The organism is Pseudoalteromonas sp. CO348, from assembly GCF_004208845.1.
Lineage (GTDB): Bacteria > Pseudomonadota > Gammaproteobacteria > Enterobacterales > Alteromonadaceae > Pseudoalteromonas > Pseudoalteromonas maricaloris.
In genome coordinates this window covers 69259-92427 of sequence record NZ_SGPI01000011.1, presented here as the reverse complement: position 1 = coordinate 92427, position 23169 = coordinate 69259, and the positions used below count along the sequence as shown (strand labels likewise).

Below are 23169 nucleotides of genomic sequence, written 5' to 3'. Positions count from 1 at the left end.
AAGTTGATTGCTGCGATCACTTCAAGGTTGATTCTACAAACCTCTTAGCCGCCTCATGGTTACTATCTAATTGCAATAACTGCCGATAAGTAACACCTGCATTGGTTTTATCTCCTTTAATAAGATAGGCTTCGGCAAGACTGTCATAGGTATTCACGCTTTTTGGGTGTGCCGTAACATTCAATTTGAAAAATTCAATTGCGGCGTCGTAATAACCGACTTCCAATAATTGATACCCAAAGCGATTTAGCTGGCGCTCACTCAGCCCCTTCCCTTTGCGAACCTGTTGTTGATAGTTTTTAATCGCAACTTCAACGCCGTCAGATAAAATCGTTGCTAAAAGCAGCCGATATGGACTTAACTTAGGCGCTGCTACAGCCCTACCTGCAAGGATTTCAAGTATGCCATCAACCATCTGTGTCAATGGCGCGCCACCTGTATTATCCAATAAAATAATAACCGTTTTGTCCTCCAATACTCTTGCAATCTTAGCCCCAAACCCTGGGATGCCACCAGCATGGTGAACCAGCGTTTTAATTTGACTGGTATCTTCTTTGTCGGTGACTTCCCAGCCAAACCCGTAATTTCTATGTTTAGAGGGGGTAAATAACAATGTCTTGGTCTCAGGCGTTAATAGCTTATCTGTGTATAATGCCCGGTCCCACTTATACATGTCTTGCACCGTTGAATACATTGCGCCTGCGGAAAAAGGTACTGTCATGTCAATAAAATCGGCATGTTTGAACCCCTTCAACGTGCTATCGTAACCATTCGCTAGACCTTTAATTACCTGCTTATGATCGGCAAATCCAGTTTCTTTCATATCTAACGGTACTAATATTTGCTTTTCAAGTAGTTGCCAGTAACTTTTTCCGCTCACAAGCTCAAGGATACGCCCAAGTATAGTGTAGCCGGCATTGCTGTAACGAAACGCAGAGCCCGGCTCAAACAACAAGTCTCCTGAGCAGAAATGGTCGATAAACTCATCGCGGTTATAAGGGTTGTGACTTTGCACTTGGCGAAATTCAGGGTGTTTAAACACATCAGGTAGGCCTGACGTATGATTAAGTAATTGCCTTATAGTAATTTGGTTTCCCGTATCCTTTCGGTATTTCGGTAAATAACTGGAAATATTAGCATCAAGTTCAATCTTTCCTTTCTCAACCTGTTGTAATACCAAAAGCGCGGTAAACTGTTTGGTCACTGATGCTAGCTTAAATTTAGTATTGGGCTGATTTGCTATTTGCCACTCTACGTTGGCAAATCCATAACCTTGTTGCAGTAACACCTCAGACCCTCGAGCAACCAAAGCGGCACCATCAAACTCTTTAATTTCGTGGTACTGCGCGATATAGTCATCTAGTTGTTTTTGCAGTTGAGTCGTCGCCTGAGCAGGCATAGAAAACAAGCATAAAAATAACAGTAAATGGGGTAATGCTTTCATGTAAATCCTTGTTTGTTGTTATGACGAGTCTTACTCTACGTATCTAATATTGGCTTGCCAGTGTGCTTTGGTGACATTGCGTGACAGAACAATTAAAAGCATTTAAATCAATAAAATAAAAAATACAGGATTTATGAGTTGCAGTATCAGTTGAATCAAAAATGGGATTTTGATGTATCTTCTCGCACCATCAGTCATCGCGATGTATCTCATGTACTGACACCGCTTGCGCATAGATTGTTGCTGAACCTGATTGAGCATGCACCTCACCTTGTGAGCCACCAGCAATTAGAACAACAAGTTTGGCTTGGTCGAGTCGTGACTCATGATGCGATTAAAAAACAAATAGCACGGCTACGAAAGCTCCTTGAAGATGATGCCAATAAACCAGAATATATCGTGTCTGAACGCAGCGTCGGATACCGCTTTAGTGCAACCGTTAATAAGATAAATCATAAACCGCAAGCGCCAGCAGTAAAGCGATTTACGACTCTAGCCGGCGGAAGTATCGGCCTAGCTCTGGCGTGTATTCTTGGTATATATCACTCCCCTTTTACCTCACCATTTTCTTCAACAAGCTATGACGCAACATTGAGCATCGCCCAGCAGCACTTTACCCGACAAACTTTAGAAGATAATTTACGGGCGATAGCGCTGTATCAGCAAAGCATCACAACATCACAAGACGTAGATGAGAGTTATAAGGGCTTGAGTCGAGCTTTATTGAGCGACTATAACTTATATAATCAGGTTGCAGACGCGCTGACGAAAAGCCGGATCAATACAGAAAAAGCGCTGGATTTAACACCCGATAGTCCATCAGTAAAACTGCTTTTGGCTCAAGTTCATACTCTTCAAGGGCATTACCATCAAGCACAACAACTTCTAAATGACACCATAGCAAATACGCCGAATTGGCCTCTGTTAAAGTCACACCTAGCCGAGACCTATCTCTTGCAAGGCAACACCATTGATGCATACCCACTAGCACGCCAAGCTTATGAGGCTTCTCCCAGCGAGCCTAAGGTAGTTGCTAGCTACCTCCACTGCCTGCGCAAAATGCACATGGCCAACTGGTTTAGCAAGGTACTTATCAACGCCCGTCCTGAAGTAAAGGGATCTCCTTGGATACAACTAGAACACGTCCAGTTTTTACAGCAACAAACGCAGCATAAAAAAGCCATCCAACACCTTAACTTATTAGCCAAAGCCGCGCCAAATACCCAGACATTAAACTGGTTCACAGCCCTTTCTTATCTAAGTAACAATCATCATGATAAAGCGACCGATGTTTTGGTGCTGACTGCTGAAAAACACGGTAAATACGCATTATTCAGTCAATTATACTTGTCACTCCTCACAGCTAAGCATCAATCAATAAGTAAATATACCGATGATATTGCCAACCAGATAAAGACCGGCAACCAAGACCCTGAATTAGTCTTTAGCCTCGGCCTCATCAGCCTTTACCATCAGCAAAATGACAAGGCTCAGGACTATTTCAAACAGGCTATTCAACAGGGATTTAGTGACGAGTTTAGGTTTAAAGCATTGCCTTTCAACATCACAGGAGATCAAGCTCATTTTGTAGATAGCATTGTTGAGCAACTTACTCTGACTAACTTAAAGAAAAGAATAAAGCGCACACCAAAGTAGTCACTGTGCGCTGTATACCAATAAGTTAATTGGCAGGTCTTAGCGTTTCGATTACCTGAGCATCAACCCAAAAAATATCAGCATCTCTTGAAGGTGTGGTACGGTTAAAAAAACAGATATTTGCCATCGGGCGTTACACTCGCTGACGCCTCCCGCGCACTCGTGTTTACTTTGTCTCCCAAATTAATCGCTTCGCCCCAACTACCGTCTTTCAAACGAAAGCTGATATAAAGATCTGAGTTACCAAACCCTGAATCTCGAACCCCGTCCCATATAATGTAAGAATCATCGGGCGCGATAAATGGATGCGCATTATATAGACCAGTGTTAATTTCAGGACCTAATTTAACCGGTCTTTGGCGTTGACCGTTTTTCACCTCAGAGATCCTAATAACATCGCCACTTTTATAATCGTCAAACACATACGTACCACTCGCAGATGCACTTAACCGCATGATCCCCCAACTTTCTTTATCAAACATAGGGCCTAGACTTTTGGCTTCAGACCAGCTCCCCTCTCGACGCGTCATAACATATTTCCCCATATGCATGGTCACACCATCTGGTGCTAGTAATGGCCTTCCAACTCTTGGACCAACAACCGTTTCATGCCACTGTTTACCTCGCTGCTCGTATGCAATCAAACTCCAACGGTTCACGTTCAGATCCTTTCGCGTAAAATAAAAAGTTTTCATGTCGGGAGAGAAAAACGCATTGTGATCCCTGTGCTCTGTTGACACCGTGCCAAGCGCAAATACTTGAGGTGTGTCCCCAGGAGGTGTTTGGCCAAGATAAGGACCTATTAAAGATACTTCTGCGTTTTGAGCAAGGCTTTTGCTGACCATTACTAAAGTTACGAATAGTATCAACCATTCAGACGTCAATAATTTGTTATCCATTTTTATCTCCCTATTACTAACTAAACTTTTGAAATCAATTACAAAGGGTGATCAAGCTAGCAAGTAGTGAGAGTGATGCCATGAAATTTGGATGAATTTTCGCTGATTTTAACGTTATGCTTTTCTATCTTCTTCATATAAGTTAATGTTTTTATTTGTTTAAGCTAACATTACAGGTGCTGTAAGCGCTATTCATTGAGTTCATCTCAGTTTTAAACGTACCGCTATATTTTATTTATATGTTCACGTTGAGCATGTGATACTCATCTGATATCGGCGCGATTTTTGCAGGATTTTTATTGTAGAATAAGCGTAATGCCATTAGCAGTTTTAACGTCAAAAGTTTAGCCCATGACCAAGATTCAAAGTGTAATCAACAAGCAGTATCCAGAACACATTGCCGTGATCACTGAAAACGGTGAATCCTATACTTATCGAGCGCTGCTTGATGATGTTGCAAATGCAGCAAAACCCTTACAGCAAAAGGCATTACTTTTTATCATCGGAAATAATGATTACCCATGCCTTGTTCATTACCTAGCAGCAATTGAGGCTGACGTCGTAGTACTGTTTTTAAGTGCAAATATGGCAACTGAGCAGCTCGAAACGCTAGTGTGCACATACCGACCTGACTATGTTTTAACCAAAGCAGAGAAAGCAAGTATTTTCTCTAAGTACACAGTTTTAAGCTCACAGGATCAATATCAATTACTATGTGACCCCTTAAATAAACCTCACTCTTTACACCCCCAATTGGCATTTTTGGCTTCAACCTCGGGATCAACCGGCTCACCAAAACTCGTTAGATTTTCTAGACAAAACCTATTGAGTAACGCGCAAGCTATCAAAGAATATTTATCTATCACCCCATTAGAGCGCGCTATTGTACATTTGCCTATTAGCTATTCTTATGGATTATCTATTGTAAACAGCCATTTACTTGCTGGTGCCTCAATTTATCTGACAAATGAAACGATAATGGACAAGTCATTTTGGGAAAATATGACGGCTCACGAAATTACCAGTTTCTCAGGAGTACCATTTCATTATGAATCACTACTGAGAATGAAGCTTGATACCATGAAATTGCCCCATCTTAGAACGATGACACAAGCAGGTGGTAAATTAGCAGAGCGATATTTGTCAAAGATACAAACATTGACGAACAAAATGGGTATTAATTTTTGGGTAATGTACGGTCAAACAGAGGCTTCACCGAGGATATCTTATATGCAGCCTAGTGATTTGAATACGCACCTTGGCAGTATCGGTAAGGCAATTCCGAGAGGAAAACTATGGCTCCAAGATGAGCAAGGTAACGACATCACAGAGTCGGGCGGCATAGGCGAGCTCGTCTATGAGGGAGATAATGTATGCTTAGGTTACGCTGAAACTATTTTCGACTTATCTAAAGGTGATGAAAACCAAGGCACTTTGAAAACAGGCGATTTAGCAAGCTGCAAACAGGGCTATTTCTACATAGAGGGCCGCTTAAAGCGCTTTATCAAAGTGTTTGGAAATCGTATATCTCTGAGTCATGTTGAAGCAACGTTGCAAGAATTAGGGTATGAAAGTGTCGCTTTTGGCACTGATGATAAGCTAAATATTGCCATTGTAAATGGCGAAGAAATTGATCTACGAACACTTAAAAAAACGTTCGCAGAACTATTTTCCATTAATTTTACAGCCATCAAAATTCAAACTGTTTCACACATTCCTCGATTAGAAAGTGGCAAGGTAGATTATCAATGTCTTATGAAGTAGATGAAGTAATATTATCTGATTGGCCACCATACGCATGGCCTAAGCAGCAAAAGCAATCTGTATTAATATCAAAGTTGGCTGAACTAGATCAACTTCATTTGTCTCAATGTCCGCCATTTGCAAAGCTTAAGCAGTCTATGCCTAGTATTGACTTAAATAGCCACCCATTTAGTCCGTTTTTTCCTCTGCCAGTCAGACTATTTAAATCTCAAGAATTAAAAAGTGTACCACAAGAAAGTGTTATTAAGACGATGATGTCTTCGGGAACCTCTGGACAATCCGTTTCCAAAATTTATCTAGATAAAAGAACATCAGCGCTGCAAGTAAAAATACTCTCTAAACTAGTTACTCACTTAATTGGTAAACAGCGCCTTCCAATGCTAGTTATCGACTGTCCGTCTACCGTCAAAAATAGAACAAAGTTTTCGGCTCGTACTGCGGGTATCTTAGGATTTTCAATGTATGGGCGAGACATCACTTACGCATTGAATGATGATATGACAATAAACTTTGATGCTCTCAACGCATTCATAGACAAATATCAAGGACAGAAAAAGTTTATCTTTGGCTTTACTTATATAGTTTGGCTTCATTTTGTTGAAGCCTTAGAGCAATTGAGCAAAAAAATTGATTTATCCGAAAGTATTTTGCTTCATGGTGGTGGCTGGAAGAAAATAGAAGCAAATAAGGTAACCAAGTCACATTTTAAGTCTAGATTAGCTAACGTTACTGCAATCCAGAGTGTACACAATTACTACGGTATGATTGAGCAAACAGGGTCTATCTTTATGGAGTGTAAACAGGGCCACTTCCACTGCTCATCATGGTCTGAAGTAATAATTAGAGATTTTAAAACATTACAACCAGTTAAAGATGGTAATTTGGGGCTTATTCAATTAATTTCTGCACTCCCTCATAGCTACCCTGGACATAGTATCTTAAGTGAAGATATCGGTGTAAAGCTTGGAGAAGATGACTGCCAGTGCGGCTGGAAAGGTACCTATTTTGATGTACTGGGTAGAGTAAAGCAAGCGGAAGTGAGAGGGTGCAGTGATACTTATTCCAAATAACATTCAAGCTCACTTTACCACCTTAGTTGGTTCATCATCTGATTTTCATATTCAACCAACAAGGGCTTGGGAAGAGCAAACCATATCGTTTTTAAATACACTTTCAGCAAGGCTACGACGACATCCAGAGGCAAATACGCTTCCAGATCTAATGGCGCTCGCGTTTTGGCTAAGAAAAGCCAACCTTTTATCAATGAAAACAGGCCCCTACTCAAACAGACTATCTGTAGGGCTGGGTTTAACCTTTCATATTTGCCCAGCAAACGTACCGATAAACTTTGCTTATTCACTCGCATTTGCGCTACTTGCAGGTAATAGCTGTGTTTTGCGCTTGTCATCTAAATCAAACCGCAGCACAGATATTGCGTTACAAACTCTCTCGCAATTATTATTAGAGTCTGAGTACCAATCAATCGCCCAACGAGTTTTTCTTATTCGCTATGCTCATAATGATGATGTCACTGCATTTTGGCTCAGCCAAGCAGCAGGAAGAGTGATTTGGGGCGGTGATCATACCATTAATAAAATGCGCCAATTTGCCACGCCTCCTCGCTCTAGAGAAATAGCGTTTGCAGATCGCTACTCTCTATGTTTGTTTGATGCTACCTACATTAGCTGTTGTTCTGACGACCTTATCAATACCCACTGCCACCATTTTTATAATGATATATATCAGCTAGATCAAGCGGGCTGCTCGTCACCTCAGCTGTGTGTCTGGCTTGGTGATGACTCTTCGGTTATAGAAGCAAAAAGTCGACTTTGGCAATGCTTAGCTGACATTGCGGCAGATAAATACGCGATTGAAGATATTCAGGTACTAAATAAGTTTGTGGATACTTGTAATGCAGCTATTGACCATGAAGATATCGCCAATATTGAAATTGCTTCACCTGAACTTACTAGGATTGAAGTAAAATCCATCAATATTTCTCAACAAAGCTTCCGTGGTACGAGTGGATTAATCTACGAAACCAGAATTAAATCGATAGCGCAGCTTGCCCCGCTAATCAACGAGAAAGTGCAAACTTTGAGCTATTTAGGCGTTGAGAAAAGTACTATTGCTGAGTTTATCTATAGCAATGGCTGTAGTGGAATTGATCGTATAGTCCCCATAGGTAACGCACTGAATATGCACAATTTATGGGATGGATACGATATAATAACGACATTATCCCGAATCGTAACTATCGACTAAGATATTTAAACAAGGCTTTGTAAAAAATGGAAAAATTCAGTTTAAACTGTGTTGAACTACAAGAATATCAACCTAACCGCTACCCTTTTCTCATGATTGACCATGTTGAGGAAGTTATTCCCGGGAAATATGCCAAAGGCTATAAAAATCTAACCATGAATGAGTGGTACTTCCCTGTACACTTTCCTGATGGTCCAAATATGCCTGGCGCCCTGCAACTCGAAGCGTTAGCGCAAATGCTAACGGTCGCGATTACTACTCTTCCCGGCTTAAAGGGTAAAGTAACACATGCCTTGCAACACACCGTGCGCTATAAAAGAGAAGTAAAACCAGGTGAAAAGTTTGAAATTGAAACCGAAGTACTGTCTTGGAAAAGAGGTATTTGTAAAGGCAGGGGCGTGGCAAAGGTTAATGGCGAAATAGCCTGTGAGGCCGATATGATGATTACCATTCCGGAAATCCTCGAGCAATATCTGCCAAAAAAGAAAACTGAGTTATGACCGCTAAAGTAGATATTATTATTGTTGGCTCTGGTGCAAGTGGAGCAGCCGCTGCTTGGCGTCTCAGCCAGGATAGCAACCTATCTATAGTTTGTATTGAGCAAGGTCGCGAATCTAACCCAGCCCAATACCCTACGACCAAAGCGGATTGGGAGCGAGATAAGCAACGGTCAGCGAGTTTTGACCCGAATGTTAGAGCCAACAAAGCTGATTACCCAATTGATAACAGTAATTCCGCTATATCTCTTGCCAATTTTAATGGCTTTGGTGGTAGTACCATCTTATATTCAGGGCACTTTCCGCGCTTTCACCCTTCTGACTTTGCCACATATAAGCTTGATAAGGTTGCAGAGGATTGGCCATTTGACTACCAGACGCTCACTCCTTACTTTAATCAAAATGAAGAGATGATGGGCGTTGCAGGGTTAGTTGGAGATACTGCATACCCTGAATATGAAAACTTATTGCCGCCAGTCGCGATGGGGCGAGGTGCGAAAATATTGGCTCAAGCTTTTAATCGGCTTGGCTGGCATTGGTGGCCGTCATACAGTGCTATCAATACTAAAAACCACCAAAACCGACCTCCTTGCATAAATTTGGGCCCGTGTAATACCGGGTGTAGTCAAGGTGCCAAAGGCAGCGTTGATATTACTTACTGGCCGCAAGCAAAGTTACAAGGCGTTCAAGTAATGACTGAATGCCGTGTTTTTGATATTCCAGTTGATAAAGAACAAAAAGCAACAGGAGTAAAATATTATGACAAACATGGAGATGAGCAATTTTTAGCCGCATCCCTTGTCATTCTCGCTTGTAGCGGGATAGGTACACCTAGATTACTACTAAATAGTAAATCCGAACTTTTCCCTAATGGGCTATTAAACAACTATGACCTTGTTGGTCGCAATTTGATGCTACATCCACTCGCATATGTCGAAGGTGTATTTGATGAACCACTTGATACAAGCATCGGTCCACAAGGCTGTAGTATTTATTCTCAACAATTTTATGAAACGCAAGAAGATAGAGGCTTTAAACGCGGCTACACATTGCACGTATTAAGGGGCTCTTCAGCAGTAGATAGCGCGTGCTCCGGATACATAACGAGAAGAATACCTCTTGGAAAAAACCATCATCAGGCCTTTTCGCAATATTTTAACCATAATATGGGCATTGCCGTCATTTCTGAGGATTTACCAGATCCTGAAAACCGTATAGAGCTTGATTATTCGAAAACGGATAGGTTTGGTATGCCCGGTATCAAAGTGCACTATTCTCTACATGAAAATACAAAAAAAATGCTCGAGCATGGTATCGAACAAACTAAAAAGTTATTCGCCGAAGCCGGAGCGAAAATTTCAGCAGCTCATTATCCTGTGAAACATGCGGGTTGGCACCTAATGGGAACAACCAAAATGGGAGCAGATAAAACAAATTCAGTGGTCAATGAGCATGGGCAAGCACATGAAGTAAGCAACCTTTTCATCGTCGACAGCAGCGTTTTTATCACATCAGGAGCTGTCAACCCAGTCGCTACCGCCCAAGCTTTAACTCTAAAATTTTGTGACCACATCAGTAAAAATATAAAGAGTTGGGTAGTATAATGAGTTTATCGCAATTTCTAGATGTTATTTTACCCTCAGATACAAGCCTTAATATGCCCTCTGCGACGGATCTGCATATAGATAAGGCTTTAGCAAACCTTTTAGAACCACAGCAAATTGAAGAGTTTTTATTCATTTTAAATAATGTTGCGCAAGAAAAGTTTTCGAACTCATTGTCCTCCCTTGATGAAAAAAGCTACTTACTTTGCATTGAAAAAGCTAAGCGAGTGGATGTTTATTTAGTCAATTATATCGTCCAACAATGTCTTACTGCCTACTACACTCACCCTAGCGTGTTAACCAAAATTGGTTCCGGCGCAGTGCCTCCTTTTCCTGACGGGAACTCTTTGGAAAGTGATGACTGGCTGCTGCTTGAGGATGTGTACGAACGTGGGCCTATTTACAGGAAAGTCATATGATACCTTACATTGCAGGGCAACTTGCTAAAAATAAAGTGGCCGTTGTAACTGGCGCAAACAGGGGGATCGGCAAAGCGATTAGCGAGACCTTGTTGGCACATGGTTGCACGGTAATCGCTGCTGTCAGAGACATTGAAACCGCAAAGGCAAGTTTGACACATCAAGATAATCTGCACTTTGTGAAATTAGATCTAAACCATGAAGATAGTGTCAAATCCTCGATAAAAGATATTAGAGCAATTTCTAAAACGGTCGATATATTGATAAATAATGCTGGAGTTGCAATGGGTGGATTGTTTCAAATGACTTCAATGCATGATGTTAAACAGCTATTTGAAGTGAATTTGTTCAATCAGTTATTGCTAACTCAGCAGATTTCAAGACTAATGCAGCGACAAAAACAAGGGTGTGTAATCAATATTCTTTCAAGTGCAACGCATCAAATTGATCTCGGTACACTAGCGTACGGAAGTGTCAAATCTGCGTTTGAGCGCGCGAGTCTAAGTATGGCAGTAGAACTTGCAGATAGCGGTATTAGGGTGAATGCTATTGCGCCAGGTATCACTAGCACCGATATGGCTGAAGAGATGGATGAACAAGCAAGAATAGACTTAGTCGCTAAAAGTTTACTGAAAAAGGCTGCGATACCTCAAGACATTGCAAATACAGCTTTGTTCTTATGTAGTGATTTAGCGACGCACATCACAGGCCAAGTGCTCAACGTTGATGGCGGTTTAATTTAAAGAGGAATGTAATGAGTTATCCAGAATTAACTGAGTTTGCACGTACCATGAGGCAAAAGATACTCGATATTAGCTATCACAGTGGCACATCTACTCATATTGGTGGTGCTCTGTCTATGACTGATGTCATGGCGGTACTCTATGGAAAAGTACTTAATTTTGACGCCCAAGATCCTCGCTGGCCAGAACGAGACCGTTTCATCTTGAGTAAGGGCCACGGTGTACTTGGATTTTATCCTGCACTGCTTGGCGCAGGCATCATTTCTCAAGAAGTTTTTGATACCTTTCAACAAAATGGCAGTGATCTAATCGCCCACCCCGTGATGAATCTTGATTTAGGGATTGAGTCCTCTAATGGTAGTTTGGGTCACGGTATATCAATGGCGGTCGGAATCGCTTTCGCTGCTAAAAAACAAGTAAAGCCTTTTCATACCTATACATTAGTTGGTGATGGTGAAACCAATGAAGGCTCCGTATGGGAAGCTGCTATGTTGGCATCCCACCTAAAGCTGGACAACCTAACCGCTATCATAGACTACAACAAACAACAAAATGATGGCTTTGGAAAAGATGTACTTCACATCGACAATATGGCAGAACGATTTCGTGCTTTTGGCTGGCATGTTATTGAAGTTGACGGTCATGATATTGATGCCATTGTTGAAGCTTTTGAAGAAGCTCCTCTAAATAAGCCTAAAGCCATCGTCGCTAATACGATTAAAGGAAAAGGTGTTTCTTTTATGGAAGGCGATAACGCATGGCATCACAATCGTCTAACTAAAACTAATTACGAAGCAGCTGTCGCTGCCCTCAATAATTCAAATAACGAAAGGAGCGACAATGGAAATAACGTCTAAAAGCGCACGCCAGTGGGCGAGACTCGGTCCGAGAGGGGTGTATGGTCAAGCAATTCTTGCCATAGCAGATAAGCACGATGACCTTATGGTAATGTCAGCTGATTTGGCGAGTTCATCTGGGTTAGAACGTTTTCGCACGACCTACCCAGATAAGTTTCTTAATGCTGGTATTGCAGAGCAAAACATGATTGGCGTAGCAGCAGGACTTGCAAAGGAGGGGTACAATGTTTTTGCCTCTTCCTTTTCACCCTTTATCGCCATGCGGGCAAGCGAACAAATTCGAATGAATTTGGGTTACATGGAGCTAAATGTTAAAGCTGTCGCAATCGGTGGTGGGATAAGCATGGGCTTTTTGGGGAACTCTCACTTCGGAATCGAAGATATGGCGGTCATGCGTGCTATCCCAAATTTAACCGTTGTGTCCCCTGCAGACTGTGTTGAAGTCGTGAAGTTAGTAGAATCCGCTGCTAGTTTCAAAGGCCCCATGTATATACGCCTCACAGGCACAGCAAACTGTCCAATCGTCTACACAGATGATTATGAATTTGAAATAGGAAAATCAATTCTGCTTAGGGAAGGGGTTGATGTAACTCTTATCGCTTGTGGCTCAATGGTTTACCAGTCTTTGCAGGCCGCCGAATTACTCGCGGAGCAAGGAATATCGGCATCCGTTATTAACATGCATACTATCAAGCCTTTGGATGAAGCTAGACTGCAAGAAATCATCGCCAAAGGCAGACCTATTATCACCGTCGAGGAACACTCTAAAATTGGAGGCCTTGGTAGCGCCATTGCTGAATATTTATCGCCTCTGGGCAGTGGTATTCGTCACCTTTCTGTTGCCCTACCCGATGCATACATAAAAACAGGTGATTACGATTATATGCTTGGCGAGCAAGGGTTGGACGCACAATCAATAGCTCAAAAAGCAGTAACATTTCTCACTAAGTAATTGGATTAAAGATGCAATTTGAACATAATCATCATTCTGTCACTCAAGCGCTTGATAATATCGTATCAGCAGTACAATTGAGCTTTAATCAATGTCAAAGTGATGTATATTGGTTGTCAGTTGATTTTCGCATGCTGATTGCTGCAACAGGTGTAAAGCACACAGAAGCGCACAAAGCGGCAGTGTATATTGTTGATTCATTGGTAGAACAACTCAAACCTAATGAGTCTTTACTTATTTCGTCGTTTTACTTTAGTTTTCCTCACAGTAAAGCGTTTTCTCCCTACAAGAGTGAAGTACAAACCGGTGTTTTTGGTGCAATGTTGTTAGCCCAATATCCGCAACATAGAGTTCAACAACCATTTTATTCCTTTTTAGTTTTTGGTCACGCCTACCCCTCTCTCACACAAAATTATATCGCTAAAAGCACTGGACCCGATTCCATTTTTGAGTGGGTGATAAATAACAACACTCAGCTAATCTGCGTTGGGCATCACTATGTAAAATCACTCTCAAGCATTCACCATGCAGAGCATTGTGCCGATGTTGATTATCGCTACGTCAAAACATTTTCAGGTTCGCTGCTCTTACAAAACACCAAAGAGCAGCACATTGAAACTCAGTTTTATGTTCGAGACCTAGATACCTGTGACTTTTCTTCTTTAACCCATACTGGAGATAGAGCCTTTAGAGAAGCAGCAGTTATTGAATCCCAACTCCTATCCACACTAAAAAGACCTCTTCTCATTCACAGCATCAACCTACTCTGTGCACATGAAATGATGTTGCAAGATCTAAATAGTGGAAATAACCGATATGTTGATTACTATGGACCGATGAAACAAGAGCATGAAGTGATCACCGGCAAGGTAGCAGATAAGCTGTACACCAAAGAGTTAAACGCACTAATTAATACCCAAAGCTGCTGATAATTAATGCCCTTTTACGACCAATAGTTATTTCAGGCTATTGGTCGTAAATCATTCAGCTGACTTAGGTACCGCCATTAAGTGTGGAGAGGCATAACTAAATGTGCCTGCGCAAATTTTTGTACCGTCACACAAAGCAATTACTTCGCCCTTACATATCCCCCTTCTCATAGAAAGTATGGTTGCTTCATAGCGCAACTCCGAGCAAGTGGTCACTGTGACAGCCTTCATCAGTTTAACGTTAATATTGTTTACATAAGCCCGATGTTCTCCGTGCTCAAATGAGTCGTAAATCAGTAGCACCAACGTTTGTAACATACCTTCTATCTGCAATGTGCCCGGCATGACACCAGATTTTGGTAAATGACATTCAAAAAACCAATCATCAACGGAGATAGACTTTGTCGCGATAGCCGTTTTCCCTTTCTCAATCAATTCGTAATTATCGATCATTAAAAAAGGGGCGGTTATATTCAAAGCGGTAGATATTTGTTCCGCAGTTTTCATCATCATTTAGCCTCCATATCCACTACAACTCTGCCATATATATTCTGCTCCTTAAAGTTTTCAATAGCACAACTGACCCCTGCTAATTTCACTTTTGTGTAGACATCGCAAAGCGCAGAACTTCGCCAAATTGAGGCCAGTTTTATCAGTAGACTTTTTCTACTTTCGACCGAGGTTCCTTCCGCGTTGATACCTATTAGACTGATCCCACGAAGAATAAAAGGTAATACATTTGTCTCAAAATGCGTCCCCGCAACAAGCCCTGTGCTCACAACAATGCCATTCTCTGATACCTGCTTTAAAATACAAGCGAGCACATCTCCACCAGCCACATCAATGACTGCCTGCCACCTTGAAGGCAATAAGTTTTGTGTCGTCTTCACATCTGACGCATTTAAATCAACAATAGCGGTGACCCCTAAATTCTCAAGGAAAACTTTACCGTTTTCCCGAGTTACACTCACTTCAACGTCATAACCAAGATGCTTAAGAAGTAATACTGCGATACTGCCAAGACCACCACTAGCTCCAGTTACCAGCACCTTACTAGCTGACTTGTCGATACCATGCTTTTCGATTGCTTCAACGGCAAGTGCTGCTGTATACCCTGCGGTTCCATATACCATTACTTCCTCTAGGCACATATTTTCTGGCAATCGGATGAGCCACTCAGCAGGTACGCATATATACTCTGCAAGACCGCCCTGATAATTCATCCCCAATGGCGTACAAAACACAGCTACTCTATCGCCTTTTTTAAAAAGAGCTGAATTTGATTGCTCAACTACCCCACTTGCATCAAGCCCCGGAGTATGAGGGAAGCGGCGAGTCACTGCAGGATTGCCCTGACAGGATAAAATATCTTTATAATTTAAAGAAGAATAGTGCACTTTTACGAGTACTTCAGAACTAGGTAGATGTGTCACTGGCAAGCTTTTAACTCGATATTCAAATTCTCTTGGAGATTTTTTTTCCACTACGAGTGCATTATAGTATTCTGTCATGGCAAGTGTGTTTTAATATATCAAGATACTGACATTCTTTTATAGATGCTATTGATAGTCAACGAATATTCTTTCACAATAATAGTTATTGCTCGTCGTCAAATAGGAACAATAAATGAGTAACTTAGAAAAGTACAATCAGGCCTTTATTACAGCTTTTGACATCACTGAAGCACAGCTCACCGATGACTTCGGCTATCAAGCAATTCCTGAGTGGGACTCAGTCGGTCACATGGGACTCGTTGCAGAATTAGAAGATGCATTTGATATCATGTTAGAAATGGAAGATATCATAGACTTTAGTTCATACGGCGAAGGGAAAAACATACTTAAAAAGTATGATGTTGAAGTTGTATAATAACTAGTTTTAAAAAATGATAGCACAAGCTTAAAGCTTGGCTATCATTCCGTTTCTAAAGCATTTCAAGAACGCTTTGTTGCTCTAACTTACTGATCGCACTTTCCATATCTACTACGCTACAACCCGATAAGTTCGCAATATCTATCGTGTCATGCTTTCCATCACTATAATTGAGTAACATCCTGATATGATTCAACTCTTCTAATTGGCCAACTCTTTCTTTGCTGAAAAAGCTCAATGTCGGGTACAGCCCTCGCTTGCCTAAATTTGGTTCACCATAAGGAAACTTGTTCTCGAACGTTGCTGTCTGCTCCAACGCAATGAGAATCTTCTCAAGTTTGTCGATACTATCCAATATCGGTTTAATCCCCATATTTTCTTTATCGTCTAACGAAGTATGATACTCACTATAACCTGCATGAAAACATCGACTCACGCAACATACTGGAAATTGAAAACCTGGTGAATTGTATTGACGCTCATCTGAACCACTTAATGGGCTGAACGGAATGTTTTGGTGGTGAAAGCCATGTTCATTAAGGTGATATAGCAGTTTATCTAACAATCCATTATCGTTACGACTATGCTTGAATACTAATTCTTCAGGCTCACCACCCATACAGTTAATTACAAGACCTGAAACTAAATTTTCCTTTAAGTAATCGCCCTCTAAATGAAGCAACCCTAAACTACCAATTGTTTCCGGATGCAAAGCAAAGCGATACGAATAACGTCGCTTTGGCCAGCGCTTAATTCGGTGATATAAACCGAGCAGCACCAAAGGCCCACTGATTTCATTATTTGCCATTGATGGATGACATAAATAAGAACTTAGCAGGATTTCCTTTTTTGACTCTCCCTCAAGGACAGTCTGTGCAATATCCAAATGACCATTAACAAATTCACTGTCAATGACCGCTTTATATGTGCCGGGTTTTAACTTATCCCGAGTATTCTGAGATACACAAAACCCCCACCTTTTTTTGTAATAACTGGTCACATATGGAATGGCATTCGGTAACTCAGGAAGACTGTAAAGGTGGTTTTGTAATTCTTCGAGCTCAATCTCACTATTTACAGGCTCAGAGTAATTTACCACTTCTAGATTTAAACGTTTCATATCGGCGACTTTTTGCCCATCCGGATCTAGAAGGTATGCATCATTACAGTGCCACTCTTGTGGAACTGTCCAATCAAACACTGAGGTACCTGTCGGGATAGACTGAACTGTCAAGGGCATATAACGAGAGAAAATATCATAACTCTGACGCAAGCCTGGCCCCGTGATTGAACGCAGTATGGGGAAAAGCTCATCAAAAAGGTCACTATAAAACAACTCTGACTCTTGATATTGCACGTTCTAAACTCCTTATTTCCCGAATATGATACACTTTATTTTTCTAGTGCGTTTATTGTTCTAAATGGATATCGTTGGCACGCCACACATTATTTCCAAAAGATTATCCAATAAAATATAACTCTCAAAAATTACTTATACAACATACTGTTACCTTTTAGTGGTAAAAAGTTACCGTTTTCCTTTGCGTTTAAGCTCTTCCAACCGTTCTCGCTCCGCCAAAATCATCTTTAACATCTGGATGCGAAGCTCCGCTTCTTGCTGTTTAAATTCAGAGAGCTGCTCTTCAAGCACTTCCACTTCATCTACTTTTGTTTGGTCACGGTACTTTTTACTGCCTACGTGTTCGATTAAAGCTTGCTGCTCATCATTAATCGCGTCTGGGTGCTGTTCGACTTTTAAAAATCGCTGTTCTCGGGATTGCATCAGCTTACTAATTCTTTCTTGGAGTTTACGAATTTGCGCTTGAATAAGGTCCATTGCCTTTTCTAAGTTTTCATAATCCTCTTTAAATACAGGGTTATCTTCTTTATAACCTGCTGCTTCATCATCAAGCTCTTTGGAGAGCATCGCGGGTACCTCTTGCTTTTCTTCCGCATCGCTTGGTGATTTCGTCTTTATCTGGTTGGAAGTAACTTGGGCCGAGCCTTGTGATTTCAATTCAGTCTGTTGCTTTAGCGGTGATAAGCTACCTTGATGTATTTGAATATCCATTTTCACTCCTTGGGATAGACACTGTTTGCTATACATATCGGAAAAACCGGATAAAACTTAATTAAATTTACGTTGTGCGTTCCTAATTTCGTTTCCGCTGTCTTCAAACTGACATCAACTCGCGACCAATTTGTCATAAATACCAGCAAAAATACTCGATAAGCTAACTCGGCTAGGAAGTATGTTGGTATAGCCTCTTTTTTCGCGGGAGCGTTATGGAAAACAAGCAAATTGCGGTGGTAACTGGTGCCTTTGGTGGGATAGGTTCTGCTATTACGAAAACACTCATTGAAAAAGATTTTTTTGTTGTCGCGATAGCAAGCGAAAGGCGTAATGAGGCCGACTTTGATCTATGGCTTAACACGCTACAAATAAACCCAGCGGCAGTAAAACCTTTATTCTTGGATGTGACTAATGCTGAGCAATGCCACACAGCGATGACTCAGGTCTTACAAGAATTTGGGAATATCGATCTACTCGTAAACAACGCCGGGATCACACGCGACTCAGCGTTTAAAAAAATGACCCACGCGCAATGGAGCGAGGTGATCAACACCAATTTAAATTCTCTCTTTAATATGACCAACCCAGTCTTTGCGGCAATGTGCGCAAATAAGCAAGGCCGTATCGTTAATATCTCCAGCGTTAATGGCCTAAAAGGTCAATTTGGGCAGGCTAATTATTCCGCCGCAAAAGCAGGCATGATTGGTTTTACCAAAGCGCTGGCCTATGAAGGTGCAAGAAGCGGTGTCACCGTCAATGCAGTAGCACCAGGCTACACAGAAACGCCTATGGTAAGCGCCATGCGTGAAGACGTATTAAATAGCATAAAAGCACAAGTACCGATGCAACGTTTAGCCACGCCTGACGAAGTTGCAGCTGCGGTTGCTTACTTAGCATCAAAAGCAGCCGGTTACATTACTGGCGAAACCCTGTCGCTCAATGGCGGCCTATATATGCAATAACCTAAATAACCTAAATAACCTCAGGTTAAATACCACCGAGGGAGCGAGCTGTACCTGATGTTCGGTGGTGCTAACTAATCACTATCATCCATTGTGTTAATTTAATCGATAACAAGGAAAAGACCATGTACAGCGATTTATTCAAAACATTCAACGAACAAACTGAGCAATTCTTTGCACCAGCGGTACAGTTTAACCAAATCGTAGCAAAAAACATCGAAGCACTATCTAAAATTCAGCTGCACTCGGCTGAACAGATCACTAAAACATCCATTGAGCAGCTAAAGCAAGCGACTGAAATCAAAGATGCAAAATCTATGATGGATTTTAACGCAAGTCAGTTGAACGCGTTAAACGCTCTAAGCCAACAGATGATCCAAGATGGTCAAAAGCTTTCTCAATTAGGTCAAGAATTTAAAGACAGCTTAGAATCTCTTGGTAAAGAAACGCTAAAAACAGCGAAAGCGCAATAACCTGCAATTTTGGGCGACTTAGGTCGCCTTACCCGTTCAAACAACACAAAGGATCTACCTGTATGGGCACTCAAGAAAATATTGAGCAAGGGTTAACTGCGTGGTGGCAATATAACCAAGAATTGTGGCAGCTCGCAGCGACAAATTTTGGTAAAGAGAATCCATTACAAAATGCATTAAATGAGCAAAACCAAGCCGACTTACAAAGTTGGCTCAGTGCACTCAATCAGCAACCGGAAACCTTTATTAAACAGCAAAATGCGTGGTGGCAAACTCAGTTTGCTATTTTTCAAAACAGTTTTATGCCGCAAACTACAGATGAGAAAGAAGACATTATTAGCCCTGAGCGCGGAGATAAACGCTTTATAGACCCAGATTGGCAAGAAAATCCTTGGTTTAACTACCTTAAACAAAGCTATCTTTGGTTTGGACAATCGCTACAAAACACCATTGAAAATACTCCAGGTCTCGACCCAAAACTTAAAGAGCGATTAGCGTTTTTTGCAAGACAGTCCGTTAATTCAGTATCACCGAGCAACTTTGTTTCAACCAACCCAGAATTACTCAAGCTGACGCTAGAAAGTAACGGGCAGAATCTATTCGATGGACTGGCGCGCTTAAAAAAAGATTTAGCCAAAAGTACTGAAATGCTCCGAGTCAGCATGACCAATGAAAATGCCTATACACTTGGAGAAGACCTGGCTTGTACACCGGGTAGAGTGGTATTCCAAAACCACTTGTTTGAATTGATCCAATATCATCCGACTACGGAGCAAGTGCACAAGACTCCCCTGCTTATCGTGCCGCCATTTGTTAATAAATACTATATTTTGGACTTGAGAGCAGATAACTCGATGGTTAAATGGGCACTTGAACAAGGGTATACCGTGCTAATGATGTCATGGAAAAACCCAGATCCAAGCATGGCAAATATTGCGTTTGACGACTATGTCGTCGACGGTGTGTTATGTGCTTTAGAGCAAACAGAAAAACAAACAGGCGAAACGCAAATCCATACTGTAGGTTATTGTATCGGCGGTACTCTACTCACCACATGTATGGCCTATATTGCTGCTAAACGCATCAAACAAAGAGTAAAAAGTGCAACCTTGCTGACCACAATTTTAGATTTCTCGCAGCCAGGTGAACTTGGCGCATTTATCAATGAGCCCACCATTAATGCGCTAGAACAGTATAATAATCAAAATGGCGTGATGTCAGGGCATCTGCTCGGTACTTCTTTTAGTATGCTGAGAGAAAACAGCTTGTATTGGAATTACTTCGTTAATAACTACCTCAAAGGCAAAGCGCCCGCCGACTTAGATTTACTCTACTGGAATAGTGATAGTACAAATCTAACAGCGGCCTGCCACAACTTTATTTTACGAGACTTATATCTCAATAATCAGCTTATTGAAGACAAGTCTGTCAGTATTCGTGGCACTAAAATTGACCTCAGTAAAGTAAAGCAACCTGTCTACTTTCTCTCTACCCGTGACGATCATATTGCGCTGTGGCAAGGCACTTTTGAGGGGGCTAAAAAGCTCAGCAGCCCGCTCACCTTTGTGCTTGGTGAGTCTGGCCATATTGCCGGAGTGGTCAACCCGCCAAGTGCAAACAAATATGGTTATTGGTTTGATGGACAAGACCAAGAAAACCCCGCCCAGTGGCTTGCTTCGGCAAAGCATGAAAGCGGGTCATGGTGGTCGCATTGGGCGCAGTGGCTACATCAAATAAACCCAGAGCAAGTCCCAGCTCGTGCCGCACAAAGTGATGAACAACCGGGGATTTACGATGCCCCCGGAGAATACGTCAAACAGAGTATTTAAGAAACTTACAATCAAATCAATTAGAGGCAAGCAATCTTGCTTCTAATATTTCCCGTTATTGACACATTCTATACATTCGGTCAGTCTAGGACACAAAAATATAGGGAAATAACATGATTGGATTTCTTATACTTGTTGCGGCATTCGTAGCCTTTGTTGGCGTATTACAATATCAAAAAGTAAAAACGACAGCACGTAGACGTAGCTTTATTCAAGATTACGACCTCACACATTTAAGACCCAAACTCAGCCACCATTATCCAGAGCTTACTAATGAGCAACTGACACAAGTTGAGTTAGGCCTTAAGCAGTTTTTTCAAGCGAACTTATTGCTCGAAGATCAATCCTTAGCTATGCCCTCTCGGGTTGTAGATGCGCTATGGCATGAATTTATTTTACACACCCAAGAGTATCACTCCTTTTGTTACGAGGCCTTTGACCGTTTCTTACATCATTGTCCATCTGAGGCAATGAAAGGGAAAAACAAAGCTCAACTTAGTCTACGTAAAACATGGCGAGCCTGCTGTAGCATCGAGCGCATATCCCCGCGAAGACCAGCTGCTTTACCTATATTATTCGCACTGGATGCCTTACTTAATATCCCAAATGGCTATTACTACTCGGCAACCGATTTTCTAGAGCCCATTGCCAAAGGCGATTCCAGCACTACAACCTATGCTGGACACATCGGGTGTACGTCAATGGACAGTGGCGACAGCAGCACCTCTTCCTCAAGCTCTTCAAACTCAAGTTGTAGTAGTGGTTCCAGTTGTGGCAGCGGCTGTAGTAGTTAAACACAAAGTATTTCTAGGATGCGGCCTTTTACATTCGTTAACGTTAAGGCCTTATATTGGCGCTAAAGATTAGCTACTATTTGTACCGGTTTAACTAGTTTTCTTTTGGTGATCCGGTGCCTATTTTCAACAAACATTACAGCCTGCTATTTTCAGCCTTACTGATGTCGGGATGCCACCAGCTGGGCGAAGGTCAATCTTTGTGGAGAATCGCCTCAGAAGGCATCATTTTTGATGGGCAGCTGCAAACGCACCTATCAGCTCCCTCAATTCAATGTGAACAGTGTGAAATCAAACGTCAGACCGATATGCGCCCTTCCGGTCCTGCGGATTACACATTGGTGTCGGAAAACCACAAACTCAAAGCGATTTGGGGTAAAAGTAGCAATGCCGCTTTATATATTCCAAATAACGCCGGAAGAACCTTAATAAACTTGGCTCCGGATACGGAAACGGGTGTCTGGATCATGGACTTAGATACCACGCCAAAGCCACTTAAAGTCGGCAAAGTAAATTATGTGATGCTTGGCGCTGACACTTACCAAGTAGTGATCAGCCCAAATTCACAGCGCACAAACTTCGAGTACGCTGTACTTGTGAAATAACTTTTATTGCGTTTCTAAAATCGTTACTGCATCCGGTTTGAGCCTAACTAGATTCATTCCCTCAGTGACTTTGCTTGCATCAAACACTTCACCGTTTTCATGTGCTCTATGAGCCAAATAACGCTTCGTTTTCTCAATGTCTAACTCGAACTGCTCGAGTACTCCAGTCGCATAGGCTTGCTTTCCAATGGCAGACATTGGAAAAACCATATCGCCATCCCGTACCTTTACGTTTATTTCCTCGCCGTTATCTACTTTCAGTGTCATCCAACAACCGCGTTTTTTGCACACCTTGACCACTTCACCCGACAGCGTGATCTGACTCCCCACAAACTGCTCAGTGTTTTTTAATACATCTGTGGCGGCCACAAGTTTGTTCATATTCGCACCACCACCAAACTGGGTATCACTTGCATAAGATATAGTGCTAAGCAATGCCAACATCAGCAGCAACCTATTTTGTAATTTCATAAAACCTCCTTCTCAAAAATTACAGCCAGTATAAACAAAAATGCCGACTTAAAGTCGGCA

General features: G+C 41.6%; 23 protein-coding genes and 1 pseudogene. 17 read left to right on the top strand and 7 right to left on the bottom strand.

The window, feature by feature from the left end; translation table 11 throughout:
* Positions 1-16 precede the first annotated feature (16 nt).
* Positions 17-1444, bottom strand: coding sequence for a serine hydrolase domain-containing protein (locus EXT48_RS04065; protein ID WP_130163654.1), 1428 nt, complete (start codon positions 1442-1444; stop codon positions 17-19).
* Positions 1445-1582: 138 nt separating this feature from the next.
* Here EXT48_RS04065 and EXT48_RS04060 point away from each other — a divergent pair, with 138 nt between their 5' ends.
* Positions 1583-3100 (top strand): winged helix-turn-helix domain-containing protein, encoded by a 1518-nt coding sequence (locus EXT48_RS04060; protein WP_130163653.1) that lies wholly within the window; start codon positions 1583-1585, stop codon positions 3098-3100.
* Positions 3101-3125: 25 nt separating this feature from the next.
* Here the strand turns inward: EXT48_RS04060 and EXT48_RS04055 are convergent.
* Positions 3126-3999 (bottom strand): annotated as a pseudogene (locus EXT48_RS04055) (hypothetical protein).
* Positions 4000-4350: 351 nt separating this feature from the next.
* Between EXT48_RS04055 and EXT48_RS04050 the strand changes: the two are divergent.
* From EXT48_RS04050 to EXT48_RS04005, 10 genes are read left to right on the top strand one after another with little or no spacing between them, the layout of a single operon-like run.
* Positions 4351-5763, top strand: a complete 1413-nt coding sequence (locus EXT48_RS04050) for an AMP-binding protein (RefSeq protein ID WP_130163652.1) — start codon at positions 4351-4353, stop codon at positions 5761-5763.
* Positions 5748-6833, top strand: a complete 1086-nt coding sequence (locus EXT48_RS04045; RefSeq protein ID WP_130163651.1) for an acyl-protein synthetase — start codon at positions 5748-5750, stop codon at positions 6831-6833. The genes EXT48_RS04050 and EXT48_RS04045 overlap by 16 nt, the downstream gene beginning before the upstream one ends.
* Complete coding sequence (locus EXT48_RS04040; protein ID WP_130163650.1) at positions 6814-8028, top strand: acyl-CoA reductase; 1215 nt, start codon at positions 6814-6816, stop codon at positions 8026-8028. Before EXT48_RS04045 ends, EXT48_RS04040 begins: the two co-directional genes overlap by 20 nt.
* 26 nt (positions 8029-8054) lie before the next feature.
* Entirely contained in the window at positions 8055-8528 is a 474-nt protein-coding gene (fabZ, locus tag EXT48_RS04035; RefSeq protein ID WP_039496798.1) for a 3-hydroxyacyl-ACP dehydratase FabZ, read from the top strand.
* Positions 8525-10129: a GMC family oxidoreductase gene (locus tag EXT48_RS04030; RefSeq protein WP_130163649.1), complete on the top strand. Its 1605-nt coding sequence runs from the start codon at positions 8525-8527 to the stop codon at positions 10127-10129. The genes fabZ and EXT48_RS04030 overlap by 4 nt, the downstream gene beginning before the upstream one ends.
* On the top strand, positions 10129-10548 hold the full coding sequence (locus EXT48_RS04025; protein ID WP_130163648.1) for a hypothetical protein: 420 nt from the start codon (positions 10129-10131) through the stop codon (positions 10546-10548). Before EXT48_RS04030 ends, EXT48_RS04025 begins: the two co-directional genes overlap by 1 nt.
* Positions 10545-11291 carry an SDR family NAD(P)-dependent oxidoreductase gene (locus EXT48_RS04020; protein WP_130163647.1) on the top strand — a complete coding sequence of 249 codons (747 nt, stop codon included), beginning with the start codon at positions 10545-10547 and terminating at the stop codon, positions 11289-11291. Before EXT48_RS04025 ends, EXT48_RS04020 begins: the two co-directional genes overlap by 4 nt.
* An 11-nt stretch (positions 11292-11302) precedes the next feature.
* Positions 11303-12148, top strand: a complete 846-nt coding sequence (locus EXT48_RS04015) for a transketolase (protein WP_130163646.1) — start codon at positions 11303-11305, stop codon at positions 12146-12148.
* Positions 12132-13100 carry a transketolase family protein gene (locus EXT48_RS04010; protein WP_130163645.1) on the top strand — a complete coding sequence of 323 codons (969 nt, stop codon included), beginning with the start codon at positions 12132-12134 and terminating at the stop codon, positions 13098-13100. The genes EXT48_RS04015 and EXT48_RS04010 overlap by 17 nt, the downstream gene beginning before the upstream one ends.
* Before the next feature lie 11 nt (positions 13101-13111).
* A complete protein-coding gene (locus EXT48_RS04005) occupies positions 13112-14029 on the top strand; it encodes an AAC(3) family N-acetyltransferase (protein WP_045989171.1) in 918 nt (305 codons plus the stop codon).
* 51 nt (positions 14030-14080) lie between these two features.
* Here the strand turns inward: EXT48_RS04005 and EXT48_RS04000 are convergent, their stop codons facing one another.
* Together EXT48_RS04000 and EXT48_RS03995 are read right to left on the bottom strand one after the other, a co-directional pair.
* A complete protein-coding gene (locus EXT48_RS04000) occupies positions 14081-14542 on the bottom strand; it encodes a 3-hydroxyacyl-ACP dehydratase FabZ family protein (protein WP_130163644.1) in 462 nt (153 codons plus the stop codon).
* Positions 14539-15540, bottom strand: a complete 1002-nt coding sequence (locus tag EXT48_RS03995; protein ID WP_069018920.1) for a YhdH/YhfP family quinone oxidoreductase — start codon at positions 15538-15540, stop codon at positions 14539-14541. Before EXT48_RS03995 ends, EXT48_RS04000 begins: the two co-directional genes overlap by 4 nt.
* 115 nt (positions 15541-15655) lie before the next feature.
* Between EXT48_RS03995 and EXT48_RS03990 the strand changes: the two genes are divergently transcribed.
* Positions 15656-15898 carry an acyl carrier protein gene (locus tag EXT48_RS03990; protein ID WP_039496786.1) on the top strand — a complete coding sequence of 81 codons (243 nt, stop codon included), beginning with the start codon at positions 15656-15658 and terminating at the stop codon, positions 15896-15898.
* Positions 15899-15953: 55 nt separating this feature from the next.
* On the opposite strand, the gene EXT48_RS03985 is transcribed toward EXT48_RS03990, so the two are convergent.
* Both EXT48_RS03985 and EXT48_RS03980 read right to left on the bottom strand, forming a co-directional pair.
* Entirely contained in the window at positions 15954-17258 is a 1305-nt protein-coding gene (locus EXT48_RS03985) for a DUF4910 domain-containing protein (protein ID WP_045989169.1), read from the bottom strand.
* 171 nt (positions 17259-17429) lie between these two features.
* Entirely contained in the window at positions 17430-17972 is a 543-nt protein-coding gene (locus EXT48_RS03980; RefSeq protein ID WP_130163643.1) for a hypothetical protein, read from the bottom strand.
* A 215-nt stretch (positions 17973-18187) separates the two neighbouring features.
* Between EXT48_RS03980 and EXT48_RS03975 the strand changes: the two genes are divergently transcribed.
* From EXT48_RS03975 to EXT48_RS03955, 5 genes are all read left to right on the top strand, one after another.
* A complete protein-coding gene (locus EXT48_RS03975; RefSeq protein WP_039496779.1) occupies positions 18188-18937 on the top strand; it encodes an SDR family oxidoreductase in 750 nt (249 codons plus the stop codon).
* Between the two features lie 125 nt (positions 18938-19062).
* Positions 19063-19410 carry a phasin family protein gene (locus EXT48_RS03970; RefSeq protein WP_017216260.1) on the top strand — a complete coding sequence of 116 codons (348 nt, stop codon included), beginning with the start codon at positions 19063-19065 and terminating at the stop codon, positions 19408-19410.
* Between the two features lie 62 nt (positions 19411-19472).
* A complete protein-coding gene (gene phaC / locus EXT48_RS03965; protein WP_130163642.1) occupies positions 19473-21239 on the top strand; it encodes a class I poly(R)-hydroxyalkanoic acid synthase in 1767 nt (588 codons plus the stop codon).
* Between the two features lie 113 nt (positions 21240-21352).
* Positions 21353-22033, top strand: a complete 681-nt coding sequence (locus tag EXT48_RS03960; protein ID WP_130163641.1) for a hypothetical protein — start codon at positions 21353-21355, stop codon at positions 22031-22033.
* A gap of 116 nt (positions 22034-22149) precedes the next feature.
* On the top strand, positions 22150-22638 hold the full coding sequence (locus tag EXT48_RS03955) for a hypothetical protein (RefSeq protein ID WP_130163640.1): 489 nt from the start codon (positions 22150-22152) through the stop codon (positions 22636-22638).
* A gap of 3 nt (positions 22639-22641) precedes the next feature.
* On the opposite strand, the gene EXT48_RS03950 is transcribed toward EXT48_RS03955, so the two are convergent.
* Positions 22642-23109 carry a DUF4920 domain-containing protein gene (locus EXT48_RS03950; RefSeq protein WP_130163639.1) on the bottom strand — a complete coding sequence of 156 codons (468 nt, stop codon included), beginning with the start codon at positions 23107-23109 and terminating at the stop codon, positions 22642-22644.
* Positions 23110-23169 lie beyond the last annotated feature (60 nt).